This window comes from Pantoea allii (assembly GCF_046529425.1).
Taxonomy (GTDB): domain Bacteria; phylum Pseudomonadota; class Gammaproteobacteria; order Enterobacterales; family Enterobacteriaceae; genus Pantoea; species Pantoea allii.
Map to the genome: position 1 here is coordinate 1 of NZ_CP125958.1, position 13275 is coordinate 13275.

Here is a 13275-nt window from a genome sequence, read left to right on the forward strand (position 1 = left end):
ACGTTTCTTAGATTAGCGCCTACTTTTCTTATCGAATTTGTACGAGTGGAGTCCGCCGTGTCACTTACGCTTTGGCAACAGTGTCTTGCCCGTTTGCAGGATGAGCTTCCTGCCACCGAATTCAGCATGTGGATCCGTCCACTTCAGGCTGAATTAAACGACAATACGCTTGCCTTATATGCTCCTAACCGCTTCGTACTCGACTGGGTTCGGGATAAATACCTTAACAGCATCAATGCATTGCTGAATGAATTCTGCGGTGTCAACGTGCCGTTGTTGCGTTTTGAGGTGGGCACGCGCCCGGTTCAACAAGCCGCAGCGGTCAATCAGCCTGTCATGGCCAGCGTCAGCGCTCCGGCTGCACCCGTTCAAAACCGCCCGGCGCCTGCGCAGATTATGCGCCCAAGCTGGGATAATGTGCCTGCGCCAGCGGATGTGACTTATCGTTCTAACGTCAATAATCGCCATAACTTCGATAACTTTGTCGAAGGTAAATCGAACCAGCTGGCACGCGCGGCGGCACGCCAGGTGGCTGACAATCCTGGCGGGGCCTATAACCCACTGTTTCTCTATGGCGGTACGGGCCTGGGTAAAACCCACCTGTTGCATGCGGTAGGTAACGGCATTATTGCGCGTAAACCCAATGCCAAAGTGGTTTACATGCACTCCGAGCGCTTTGTGCAGGACATGGTTAAAGCGCTGCAAAATAATGCTATCGAAGAGTTTAAGCGCTACTACCGTTCGGTTGACGCGCTGCTGATCGATGACATTCAGTTCTTTGCCAACAAAGAGCGTTCTCAAGAAGAGTTTTTCCATACCTTTAATGCCCTGTTAGAAGGCAATCAGCAGATCATCCTGACCTCGGATCGTTATCCTAAAGAGATCAACGGCGTCGAAGATCGTCTGAAGTCGCGCTTTGGCTGGGGCTTAACGGTAGCGATCGAACCGCCAGAACTGGAAACCCGCGTCGCGATCCTGATGAAAAAGGCGGATGAAAACGATATCCGCCTGCCGGGCGAAGTAGCCTTCTTTATTGCCAAGCGTTTACGTTCCAATGTGCGCGAGCTGGAAGGGGCACTGAACCGGGTCATCGCCAACGCCAATTTTACCGGCCGGGCGATTACGATCGATTTCGTTCGTGAAGCGCTGCGGGATCTCCTGGCGTTGCAAGAGAAGCTGGTCACTATTGATAATATTCAGAAGACCGTTGCTGAGTACTACAAAATTAAAGTCGCAGACCTGCTCTCTAAGCGCCGTTCGCGCTCGGTAGCACGTCCGCGTCAAATGGCGATGGCGATGGCTAAAGAGCTGACCAACCACAGTTTGCCGGAAATCGGCGACGCTTTTGGTGGTCGCGACCATACCACGGTGCTTCACGCTTGCCGTAAGATTGAGCAGTTGCGTGAAGAAAGCCACGACATCAAAGAAGATTTCTCAAATCTCATCAGAACATTATCTTCGTGACGCTATGAAATTTATTGTTGAACGTGAACAGTTGCTAAAGCCGCTGCAGCAAGTCAGTGGTCCATTAGGTGGTCGCCCGACGCTGCCAATCCTCGGCAACCTGCTGATGCAGGTTAATGAAGGCTCTTTGTTGCTGACCGGCACCGATTTAGAAATGGAAATGGTCGCACGGGTTGCGCTAACCCAGGCGCACGAGACCGGCGCGACGACCGTTCCGGCACGCAAATTCCTGGATATTTGCCGTGGCCTGCCGGAAGGCGCGGAGATAAACGTAACGCTGGAAGGCGAGCGCATGTTAGTGCGCTCTGGCCGGAGCCGCTTTTCGCTCTCTACGCTGCCCGCCAGCGATTTCCCAAATCTGGATGACTGGCAGAACGAAGTTGAATTCACGCTGCCTCAGGCCACGCTAAAACGCCTGATCGAAGCCACCCAGTTCTCTATGGCCCACCAGGACGTACGTTATTACCTGAACGGTATGATGTTTGAGACGGAAGGCGAAGAGCTGCGTACGGTTGCTACCGACGGTCACCGTCTGGCGGTCTGCTCAATGCCCATTGGCCAGGCGCTGCCAAGCCATTCAGTGATTGTGCCGCGTAAAGGGGTCATCGAGCTGTTACGCCTGCTGGACGGCGGCGATACGCCGCTTCAGGTGCAGATTGGCAGCAGTAATATCCGCGCGCACGTTGGCGACTATATTTTTACCTCCAAGCTGGTGGATGGCCGTTTCCCTGATTATCGTCGGGTATTGCCTAAGAACCCGGATAAAGTCCTGGAAGCAGGCTGCGATCTGCTGAAACAGGCTTTTGCCCGTGCGGCGATTCTCTCTAATGAGAAATTTCGCGGCGTTCGGCTGCATATCACCGAAAATCAGCTGAAAATTACCGCCAATAATCCTGAGCAGGAAGAAGCGGAAGAGATGCTGGATGTCAGCTATAACGGCAGCGAACTCGAAATTGGCTTCAACGTCAGTTACGTACTGGATGTGCTGAATGCCCTTAAGTGCGAGAATGTGCGTCTGCTGCTGACGGATTCGGTATCAAGCGTGCAGATCGAAGATGTGGTGAGTCCGGCAGCGGCCTATGTCGTCATGCCAATGCGTTTGTAGAACACGGGCTAATCGGTTCGCTATTTTCATCCGTTCAGTGCGCCTCTCTGGTCACATACGTTGTATGCGCCAGGCGCGCTGAGCGTGTGAAAACAAGCAGAACCGCTAACGTCCGGAACCACTGAGATTTGATAAACCTCATTTGCCCTTCACGCTGGATTGATTCATGGCTTTAACCCGCCTGCTGATAAAAGATTTTCGTAATATTGAACAGGCCGACTTAGCGTTAGCGCCAGGGTTTAATTTTCTGGTGGGTGCGAATGGTAGCGGTAAAACCAGCGTGCTTGAGGCGATTTATACACTGGGACACGGCCGTGCTTTCCGCAGTTTACAGGCGGGCCGGGTGATTCGTCACGATCAGGCGGCGTTTGTGCTGCACGGTCGGCTCGAAGGTCAGGAGCGCGAGCTCTCGGTGGGGCTGAGTAAAAACCGGGCCGGAGAAAGCAAAGTCCGCATTGATGGCAGCGATGGTCACAAAGTCGCTGAGCTGGCGCAGCTGTTGCCGATGCAGTTAATTACGCCAGAAGGTTTTACTCTACTAAACGGTGGCCCCAAATATCGCAGAGCCTATGTGGACTGGGGCTGTTTTCATAATACGCCAGGCTTTTTTAATGCCTGGAGCAACCTCCGCCGCCTGCTTAAGCAACGCAATGCGGCGTTGCGTCAGGTCACGCGCTACAGCCAGATTCGCCCCTGGGATCAGGAACTGGTCCCGCTGGCCGAGCAGATCAGCCAGTGGCGCGCTGAATACAGCGCGGCCATCTCAGCCGAAATTGTCACCACCTGTGGACAGTTCTTACCCGAATTTGATCTGCGTTTTTCGTTCCAGCGTGGCTGGGACAAAGAAAGCGATTACGGCGAGCTGCTTGAACGCAACTTCGAACGCGATCGTGCCCTGACTTATACCGCCAGCGGCCCGCACAAAGCGGATTTCCGTATTCGTGCCGAAGGTACGCCGGTGGAAGATTTACTCTCACGCGGTCAGCTTAAGCTACTGATGTGTGCATTGCGTCTGGCGCAGGGCGAGTTCCTGACCCGCCAGAGCGGACGCCGTTGTGTTTACCTCATTGATGACTTTGCTTCTGAACTGGATGACAGCCGTCGTAGCCTGCTGGCGCAACGACTGAAAGCTACCCAGGCACAGGTCTTTGTCAGCGCCATCTCTTCGGAGCATGTAATCGACATGACTGACGAAAAGGGCAAGATGTTCCGCGTGGAACAGGGTAAAATAGCGGTTCAACCTAAAGATTAAATGAGCGAGAAACGTTGATGTCGAATTCTTATGACTCTTCAAGTATCAAAGTCCTGAAAGGGCTTGATGCGGTACGCAAACGCCCGGGCATGTACATCGGCGATACCGATGACGGAACCGGTCTGCATCACATGGTATTCGAGGTCGTGGATAACGCAATCGACGAAGCGCTCGCCGGTCACTGTAAAGATATCGTCGTCACCATCCATGCGGATAACTCTGTCTCCGTACAGGATGACGGACGAGGTATCCCAACCGGCATCCACGAAGAAGAAGGTGTGTCGGCAGCGGAAGTCATCATGACCGTCCTGCACGCCGGTGGTAAGTTTGATGACAACTCTTATAAAGTGTCTGGCGGCCTGCACGGCGTGGGTGTTTCCGTTGTTAACGCCCTGTCGCAGAAGCTGGAGCTGACCATTCGTCGCGAAGGCAAAGTGCATCAGCAGATCTATGTGCACGGGGTGCCTGAAGCGCCACTGGCGGCCACTGGCGATACCGACGCAACCGGTACCCGCATCCGTTTCTGGCCAAGTCATGACACCTTTACCAACGTTACCGATTTCGAATACGACATTCTGGCGAAACGCCTGCGTGAACTGTCCTTCCTGAACTCTGGCGTGTCGATTCGTCTGGAAGACAAGCGTGATGCAAGAAATGACCACTTCCACTATGAAGGCGGCATTCGCGCTTTTGTTGAGTATCTGAATAAGAACAAAACGCCTATTCACCCCACCGTATTCTATTTCTCTACCGAGAAAGATGGCATTGGCGTAGAAGTGGCACTGCAGTGGAATGACGGCTTCCAGGAAAACATTTACTGCTTTACCAACAATATTCCACAGCGCGACGGCGGTACGCACCTTGCCGGTTTCCGCGCGGCGATGACGCGCACCCTGAATGCCTATATGGATAAAGAGGGTTACAGCAAGAAAGCCAAAGTCAGCGCGACCGGTGACGATGCGCGTGAAGGGCTGATTGCAGTGGTTTCGGTAAAAGTACCGGATCCGAAATTCTCTTCACAGACCAAAGACAAACTGGTTTCTTCAGAAGTAAAATCGGCCGTTGAACAGCAGATGAACGAACTGCTGGCTGAATATCTGCTGGAAAATCCGGGCGATGCAAAAATCGTTGTCGGCAAAATTATTGATGCTGCACGCGCCCGTGAAGCTGCACGTCGTGCCCGTGAGATGACCCGCCGTAAAGGCGCGCTGGATCTGGCTGGCCTGCCAGGCAAACTGGCGGATTGTCAGGAGCGCGATCCGGCGCTGTCAGAAATCTACCTGGTGGAGGGTGATTCCGCAGGCGGTTCTGCCAAGCAAGGCCGTAACCGTAAGAATCAGGCCATACTGCCGCTTAAAGGTAAGATCCTGAACGTCGAGAAGGCGCGCTTCGATAAGATGCTGGCTTCTCAGGAAGTGGCAACGCTGATTACCGCGCTCGGCTGCGGCATCGGCCGCGATGAATATAATCCAGACAAACTGCGTTATCACAGCATCATCATCATGACCGATGCGGACGTCGACGGCTCACACATTCGTACGCTGCTGTTGACCTTCTTCTATCGCCAGATGCCAGAAATTATCGAGCGTGGCCACGTTTATATCGCGCAGCCGCCGCTGTACAAGGTGAAAAAAGGCAAGCAGGAGCAGTACATCAAGGATGATGAGGCAATGCTTCAGTACCAGATTGCTATTGCCCTTGACGGTACCTCGCTGCACACCACCGCCAGCGCACCGGCGTTAGGCGGCGAACCACTGGAAACGCTGGTGGCTGAATTCAACAGCACCCAGAAGATGATCAAACGTATGGAGCGCCGTTATCCGGTCGCCATGCTGCGTGCGCTGATTTATCACGATACCCTGAGCGATATCAGCAACGAAGCGCAAGTGACCCTGTGGATCAATGGCCTGGTTAGCTACCTGACCGAACGCGAAGCGCACGGCAGCACCTATCTGGCACAGGTTCGTGAAAACCGTGAGCAGAGCGTCTTTGAGCCAGTTTTACGCGTCCGTACGCATGGCGTGGATACCGACTATCCTCTGGATGCCGAGTTCCTGCAGGGTGCAGAATACCGCAAGATTTGCACTCTGGGCGGCAAACTGCGCGGTTTGCTGGAAGAAGATGCCTATATCGAACGCGGCGAACGCCGTCAGCCTGTCAGCAGTTTTGAACAGGCGATTGACTGGCTGGAGAAAGAGTCGCGTCGCGGTCTGTCGGTCCAGCGCTATAAAGGTCTGGGCGAGATGAACCCGGAGCAGCTGTGGGAAACGACCATGGACCCGGACAGCCGCCGTATGTTACGCGTGACAATCAAAGATGCGATTGCCGCCGATCAGCTGTTCACCACACTGATGGGCGACGCGGTTGAACCACGCCGTGCCTTCATCGAAGAGAATGCGCTGAAAGCCGCAAATATTGATATCTAATCGCCCTGCGATGAGCAAAACCCTTCCTCTGGAAGGGTTTTTTTTTGCCTGATACCGCTGCCCGATTTGCGCATCGCCAGACGGGCGGTGGCCAGATTATGGTGTAAGCGTGCGATAAAGCGCCGACGAACTGGTCAATATGCGCTGAATCGCGCTAGCATTGCAGCAAACCTGACACAACGAGGATGCTATGGCTATAAAACTGATCGCAATTGATATGGATGGCACGCTGCTGAATCCGCAGCATGAGATCACGCCAAGGGTAAAAACAGCGCTGAACCGCGCCCGGGAAAAGGGTGTTTCCATTGTGTTAGCGACCGGCAGGCCTTTCGTTGGCATTGAACGTTATCTGATGGAGCTGGATCTGCAAACCAGCGGACAGTACTGCATCAGCAATAACGGTGCCCTGGTTCACCGGGCCGAAGATGGCGAGGTGGTCGCGGATGTGACGCTGGGTTATGACGATTATTTGTATGTCGAGAAGCTGGCTCGGGAACTGGGCGTGCATTTCCAAGCCTTTGATAAGTCGCATCTTTATACACCAAACAAAGACATCAGCGAATTCACTATTCACGAATCCAGCCTGACCGGTATTCCGGTACGCTATCGCGCCGTGGAAGAGATGGACCCGACCACTCGCTTCCCGAAACTGATGATGATTGATAAGCCCGCCCTGCTCGATGCAGCGATTGCAAAGTTACCTCAACATGCACATCAAACTTACACCATCCTGAAGAGCGCGCCCTATTACCTGGAGATTCTCGATCGCCGGGTGAATAAAGGCTACGGTGTAAAAATGCTGGCCGAAAAACTGGGACTTAAAGCGGAAGAAGTGATGGCGATAGGCGATCAGGAAAACGATCTGGCCATGATTGAATACGCAGGCACCGGTGTGGCAATGGGCAATGCCATTGAATCGGTTAAGCAGATTGCGCAGTTCGTCACCAAAACCAACAGGGAAGATGGTGTTGCGCACGCGATTGAAAAATGGGTGCTTTAGCCTGTTCTGACGCAGGGTGAGGCCGCCGTTGATTGCCTCTTATGAGGCTGTTTCATCCATAAATACACGCGCGTAATTTGCCGCCCTCCTGTTCACTGGATTTTGCTATGTCTGAAAAACAGATCACCTTTGCATCGCGCCACCATCAGTTGACGAACATCAACGTCTGGACCGCTGACAGCCAGTGGCTGGCATTTGATGTGCGGCCTTCCGGCGCTTCTTTTACCAGCCAGACCATTGAGCGCGTGAATGTGAACACGGGCGAAGTGGAGGTGGTATATCAGGCAAAGGATGGCGCGCACGTTGGCGTCGTCACCGTAAGTCCGACATTGCCCCCACGTTACGTTTGTATCCATGGACCTGAGCATCCTGACGAAAGCTGGCATTACGATTTTCATCATCGGCGCGGCGTGATCGTGGCAGAGGGCCAGGCCGAAAACCTGGATGCATGCGATATCACGCCGCCCTTCACGCCAGGTGCCCTGCGTGGCGGCTCCCACGTGCATGTTTTTAGCCCGGATGGCACACGCATTAGCTTCACCTATAACGATCACGTAATGCACGAACGGGATCAGCGTCTTGACCTGCGTAATGTCGGCATCGCCGTACCACTGCGATCGGTTAAGCCAGAAAAGCAGCACCCGCGCGAATACGATGGCAGCCATTTTTGCGTGTTAATTAGTGAAACAACCGCCAGTCCGCAGCCGGGTAGCGACCACATCAACCGGGCATATGAAGAGTGCTGGATTGGCAACCAGGGCTATCAAAAACCTGACGGTAGCTGGCAACGCTGGGCCATCGCCTTTATCGGTGACACCCTTTCCGCTACAGGGGAAAAGTGTCCCGAAGTGTTTGTCGTCGATCTGCCTGAATCGCTGGAAGCGTATGCAATGCCGGGAGGTTTACCGCTGGAAGGTGATAACGATCATCTACCTGCGCCGCCGGCTGGTGTTCGGCAACGCCGCATAACGACGACTCAAGGACTGGCGTTACAACCTCGCCACTGGCTGCGAAGTTCGCCAGATGGCAGTGCGATAGCGTTTTTAATGGCAGACAGCCAGCAGGTGATCCAGCTTTGGCGCGTGTCGCCTAACGGCGGCAAACCCCGTCAGGTAACCCGCCTGCCCAGCAGCATTCAGTCGGCGTTTAGCTGGCGGCCCTGTGGCGAAGCCATTGCCTTTATCTGCGATAACAGCGTTATGCTTTGCCGCGTGGCAACCGGTGAGTGTCAACGCTTAACGGTACGACGTCGTGAGGCACCGTCCGGTGAGGCCGTGGTCTGGTCACCAGACGGAAAGCAGATTGCTTTTATGCGTGAAAAAGAGGGCTGGCGGCAACTGTTTACCGTTGCGGTTGCATAGCGGGCATGGGTTGAGCATGGGCCAGGTTTTCCTCGGTGTGCGCCAGCTTTTCGCTCTGCAGCACCCGGGCGCGCGGTGAATCCAGACGTTGGTCGCTATCGCTACGATAATAATCCCAGGGTAACAACAGCGTATCCATTACCGCAGAAAAAGGCAGGTCAACCAGCGCCAGCGGCTTAAGCGCCCAACTGGCATTGCTGTCGGTAAGAATATCAGCGCTGGCGCGCGTGCCCGGATAATAGCCCTGGCTTGCCCCGGTATGCGTCATCACACTGGAACATCCACTTGAAACGACCGCGCAGCACATCACGCCTGCCAGCGGTAACCTTTTCATCATTTTCATATCGTCATCCCTTCAGTCCTGGCAACACCTGACTGAGTTGGCTCGCCAGAATACCTTATCACCCGCTAGTGAAGTCCGTTCTGGTCCGGCTATGTACCCCTGAGTGTATGTCATTTCACCGATTTGGCGAAAAAATTACGTACGGCACCTTGAAAGCATGTTACCTGCACCCATTTTTATAGCAGGCCGTTAAGGTTGCCGCCGTAAGGGGCAATGCGGTACGACACAACCTGTCCACTGCTGGAAGGTTGCCAAAACTTGCTGACATTCAGGAGTATTTTTATGCGTAACTTTGATCTGTCTCCACTTTATCGCTCTGCTATCGGTTTTGATCGTTTGTTCAACCTGCTTGAGTCCAATCAAAATCAGAGCAACGGGGGTTATCCTCCTTATAATGTCGAACTGGTTGATGAAAACCATTATCGCATTACCATCGCGGTGGCCGGTTTTGCCCAGAGTGAACTTGATATTACTGCCCACGATAACGTGCTGATCGTGCGTGGTGCCCATCCAGAAGAGCAGACTGAACGTAAGTATCTCTATCAGGGCATCGCCGAGCGTAATTTCGAGCGCAAATTCCAGCTGGCTGACCATATCGTCGTGCGTGATGCGCGTCTGGAAAATGGGTTATTGAGCATCGATCTTGAGCGTCTGGTGCCTGAAGAAGCAAAACCACGCCGGATTGAAATTCTGAAATAAAACGGCCGTAACGGCTGAGTCATTCTGGAGAACGGCCACAGCATTGCTGCTGTGGCCGTTTTTTTATGGATGACATTGGCAATAAAGACGTTTTGCAGCCCTGCCTCGTTGAAGCGTGTATCAGGGCGATGCGGCGACTGACGCGGGAACGGGCAAAGCGAAGCATAATGAGGCATCAGGTTTGCAATAGCCTCATGGAACACGTTGCGGTGGCGTTAAACTCAGTGCTGAATCTGTGCCAGCTCTTCTTCGCTCAGGCCCGTCATTTTCATTACGGTAGAGAGATCGAGACCATTCTGCAGCATGGTTCGCGCGACTTCGCGTTTACCTTCATTGCGGCCTTCCTGTCGTCCGAGCTGAATCCCTCGCTCAATGCCTTTCTGAATGCCTTTTTGTTCAAGCTGCTGTGCGATAGTCATTAGCGCGTCTCCGTGTTGCGGTACCCGCCGGGCGAGTTCCTGGATAAAAGCCTCGACGGCCAGGGTTTCCCCCGCCTGCATAATATAATGTACTAAGGATACGACCTGTGATGATGAAAGATAACCGGACAGCAGCACAGGGACAAGTCTGTCCATCAGATCGGCGAGATCGCGCTGATGGATGTGCTTTTGCAGCAGGGTCAGTGCGGCCATACTGCGATGGCCCGCGATTTCATCATCAGGTATAACCGTGATATCAACCAGGGGAAAACATGTACTGTACAGTTTGCTGGCCAGCGCCGGCTGGATAAATTCATCCAGCCAGCAGGTGGAATAAGGATAGGGCCGGCGTTTACCCATATAAAACAGCACCGGTATAACCAGCGGCAGCTTTTTATGACCGGCGTCGAGATGGCGCTGCATCGCCGCAACCGCATAGCGCAGAAGCCGGAACGCCATATGTTTATCGGGTGAAGACTGGTGCTCAATCAGCACATGAATATACCCCTCACCGCATGCGGTTTTCAGGCTATAAAGCACATCGCTGAAATACTGACGCAGATCCGCTTCGACAAAGGAACCTGACTCCAGCTTTAAGGTACTCAGATCACAAATAGCATGCAGCTCGTCAGGAAGATGAAGATCCATGAAATCGCGCGCAATCTCAGGCTGGGTTAAAAACTGGCGGAAAGTCGCATCGTGTGGTGTTGGCGTTGAGTTTTTCTTCTTCATGGCATCGGGCCTGAATGATAAGAATCAGCGTTTCTCAACCCGGGAATAACGCAAAAGGTTGAGAGCGTCGTGCGATGTATCTGGTCTTTTATCTTGCCAGGGAGGGTGATACTTTCATGCAGAGGGCGAGGTGTCCAGGTTAACGCTCTTTTATGAGTAATGGGTTCCATATTAGCGCTTGCCAATCGGGTTCTACTAAAAAAGACCAGCGCCTCCATGATTTTAAAAAAGCAGATACATCACAAAAAATTCCATGATGAATAATGCTTAGATAACTCAATTTATATTTTCATGTAAATCATGTGTATGTAATAACAACTTATTCAGAAGTTGATCATAAGAATTAATTTTTTGAAAAAAATTATACTGTTTAATTCCCATAGGCTCATACAGGATCACGTTTAGCCGGATCAATCGTGTTGACGAAAAACGCTTATTGCTAGAGGCTACCAAAAGGACAGGTTAGATTATTATCGAATACGACACTGCATTAAACGTCCTTTCCGACATACGTGGAGTCTCTTTATGGCAATAACCCGACGCTTTATTTTACAAGCCGGAGGTGCACTAAGTGCGCTTACCGTTTTTAACGCCCTCAGCAACACGCCTTTTAGCTCAGGGGAAAAACAACCTGTGTTGAACGTCCCCGTAGGCAGCGTGGACTGCCATATGCACCTTTATGACGATAAATATCCTGCTGTACCCGGTGCAAGCTTACAACCCGCCAATGCATCGCTTGCCGATTACTCCTCGTTGCAAGCCCGCCTGGGACTTCACCGCATGGTCATTGTCACGCCTTCAACCTACGGCACAGATAACCGGCTGTTGATGGAGGGCCTTAAGCAGAGTGCAGGCCAGGCAAGGGGCGTGGCCGTTATCGATACGTCAGTGAGTGATGCAGAGCTACAAGAAATGGATCGGCATGGCGTACGTGGTATTCGTTTTAATCTGAGCAGAGGAGGAACATCTCTGGATAATCTGGAGCCTCTTGCTTCCCGAATAGCACAGTGGGGATGGCATATTCAGGTCGTTGCGCCCGGCGAAAAACTGGCTGAGCTGGAATCGCGCCTGGCGGCGCTGCCCACAAAACTGGTTATCGATCATTTGGGGCATATTCCGCAACCAGAGGGAATCACGTCTCCTTGTTTCCAGACAGTAACCCGTCTCCTTGAAGCAGGTAACACCTGGGTAAAACTGTCTGGGCCATACATCAAGTCCCGCGTCGGCCCACCGGGCTATGAGGACGTGGGTCAGGTCGCCGCGAAACTGGTAAGGATTCGGCCTAACCGCCTGTTGTGGGGAAGTGACTGGCCACATCCTACAAAAGAAGAACACGATAAGCCCGATGATGCCGCCATACTCGATTTACTGGCGCGCTGGGCACCCTCGTCCGCAGACAGGATGTTAATTCTGCGTGATAACCCATCTGAGCTCTACGGCTTTGATAACCGCGCCCTCGGATAAACATGCAGTAAAGGAGATGGTACGCTCGTCAGATGCCTGCAATCTCAGCCGGATGATTTATGTTTGCGAACGCATAAACCATCGCTGCCTGATCATGCCACCAAACATATTCACCAGGAGCCCGACAATAATTACCGCTGCGCCCACAACCTGCTGGAGTGATAGCGTTTCCCCCAACAACAAGGCCGCACTGACGATCCCCACCACAGGCACCAGCAGAGACAACGGCGCAACGCGCCATGTTTCATAGCGGCTGAGCAAGGTACTCCAGATGCCGTAGCCCATAATGGTCGCGACAAACGCCAGATAAACGAGCGCCAGTATCGTTTGCAGGTTAATCTGCGTCAGACTACTCATTATCGCCGATTCACCGTCAAACAGCAGCGAACAGCCAATAAAAGGAAGAACCGGAACCAGGGCGCTCCAGACCACCAATGACATCACCGGTACGGGATAGTGACGCGTAATGATCTTATTGGTGATGTTGCCCAGTCCCCAGGAGAACGCCGCCGCCAGCATCAGCATCATCGTCGTCAGCGTAATACCGGCTGCACTCTGGCCCGCCATTCCCGAGGTCGCCAACAAAAACATACCCAGAGTGGCGATAATAATACCCACGATATGATTCCAGCGGAGTTTCTCTGCCAGAAACAGTGCCCCGAGTAGCAACGTAAAGAACGCCTGTGCCTGAAGCACCAGCGAGGCCAGGCCTGCCGGCATGCCCAGCTTGATCGCCAAAAACAGAAACGCAAACTGCCCAAAACTGATGGTCATGCCGTACAGTAAAATCCAGCGCAGTGGTACGGCAGGACGACGCACCAACAAAATGGCGGGAAAGGCGACCAGAGCGAAACGCAGTCCGGCCAGCAAGAAGGGCGGCATATTCTGCAGGCCCAGTTTGATCACCACAAAGTTCACGCCCCAGGCAACCACCACGCAAAGGGCCAACAGCATATCTTTTCCCGACACAGCACACTCCTTTTGCTCGTCTCAGGCCACAACAGCCATGA

11 protein-coding genes are annotated in these 13275 nt (G+C 53.1%); 8 read left to right on the forward strand and 3 right to left on the reverse strand.

All coding sequences use genetic code 11. The annotated features are described in order from the left end of the window. Nucleotides 1–57 precede the first annotated feature (57 nt). From dnaA to QNH99_RS00030, 6 genes are all read left to right on the forward strand, one after another. Nucleotides 58–1464 (forward strand): chromosomal replication initiator protein DnaA, encoded by a 1407-nt coding sequence (gene dnaA / locus QNH99_RS00005; protein WP_063877830.1) that lies wholly within the window; start codon nucleotides 58–60, stop codon nucleotides 1462–1464. A gap of 4 nt (nucleotides 1465–1468) precedes the next feature. Beyond that, complete coding sequence (gene dnaN, locus QNH99_RS00010) at nucleotides 1469–2569, forward strand: DNA polymerase III subunit beta (RefSeq protein WP_096012578.1); 1101 nt, start codon at nucleotides 1469–1471, stop codon at nucleotides 2567–2569. 166 nt (nucleotides 2570–2735) lie between these two features. Beyond that, complete coding sequence (gene recF, locus QNH99_RS00015) at nucleotides 2736–3821, forward strand: DNA replication/repair protein RecF (RefSeq protein WP_283355639.1); 1086 nt, start codon at nucleotides 2736–2738, stop codon at nucleotides 3819–3821. 17 nt (nucleotides 3822–3838) lie between these two features. Beyond that, nucleotides 3839–6247: a DNA topoisomerase (ATP-hydrolyzing) subunit B gene (gyrB, locus tag QNH99_RS00020; protein WP_109717929.1), complete on the forward strand. Its 2409-nt coding sequence runs from the start codon at nucleotides 3839–3841 to the stop codon at nucleotides 6245–6247. Nucleotides 6248–6437: 190 nt separating this feature from the next. Then, nucleotides 6438–7247 (forward strand): sugar-phosphatase, encoded by an 810-nt coding sequence (yidA, locus tag QNH99_RS00025; RefSeq protein WP_410517169.1) that lies wholly within the window; start codon nucleotides 6438–6440, stop codon nucleotides 7245–7247. Nucleotides 7248–7354: 107 nt separating this feature from the next. After that, a complete protein-coding gene (locus QNH99_RS00030; protein WP_410517170.1) occupies nucleotides 7355–8608 on the forward strand; it encodes a DUF3748 domain-containing protein in 1254 nt (417 codons plus the stop codon). On the opposite strand, the gene QNH99_RS00035 is transcribed toward QNH99_RS00030, so the two are convergent. Further along, complete coding sequence (locus tag QNH99_RS00035) at nucleotides 8589–8951, reverse strand: YceK/YidQ family lipoprotein (protein ID WP_096012575.1); 363 nt, start codon at nucleotides 8949–8951, stop codon at nucleotides 8589–8591. The two genes, QNH99_RS00030 and QNH99_RS00035, sit on opposite strands and share 20 nt — an antisense overlap. A 282-nt stretch (nucleotides 8952–9233) precedes the next feature. Here QNH99_RS00035 and ibpA point away from each other — a divergent pair, with 282 nt between their 5' ends. Then, on the forward strand, nucleotides 9234–9650 hold the full coding sequence (gene ibpA, locus QNH99_RS00040; protein ID WP_014332924.1) for a small heat shock chaperone IbpA: 417 nt from the start codon (nucleotides 9234–9236) through the stop codon (nucleotides 9648–9650). Nucleotides 9651–9871: 221 nt separating this feature from the next. On the opposite strand, the gene QNH99_RS00045 is transcribed toward ibpA, so the two are convergent. Further along, a complete protein-coding gene (locus tag QNH99_RS00045) occupies nucleotides 9872–10801 on the reverse strand; it encodes an Rpn family recombination-promoting nuclease/putative transposase (protein WP_145394562.1) in 930 nt (309 codons plus the stop codon). A 525-nt stretch (nucleotides 10802–11326) separates the two neighbouring features. Between QNH99_RS00045 and QNH99_RS00050 the strand changes: the two genes are divergently transcribed. Further along, nucleotides 11327–12265 (forward strand): amidohydrolase family protein, encoded by a 939-nt coding sequence (locus QNH99_RS00050; protein WP_410517171.1) that lies wholly within the window; start codon nucleotides 11327–11329, stop codon nucleotides 12263–12265. A gap of 57 nt (nucleotides 12266–12322) precedes the next feature. On the opposite strand, the gene QNH99_RS00055 is transcribed toward QNH99_RS00050, so the two are convergent. Then, complete coding sequence (locus QNH99_RS00055) at nucleotides 12323–13234, reverse strand: EamA family transporter (protein ID WP_063877821.1); 912 nt, start codon at nucleotides 13232–13234, stop codon at nucleotides 12323–12325. Between the last annotated feature and the right edge of the window lie 41 nt (nucleotides 13235–13275).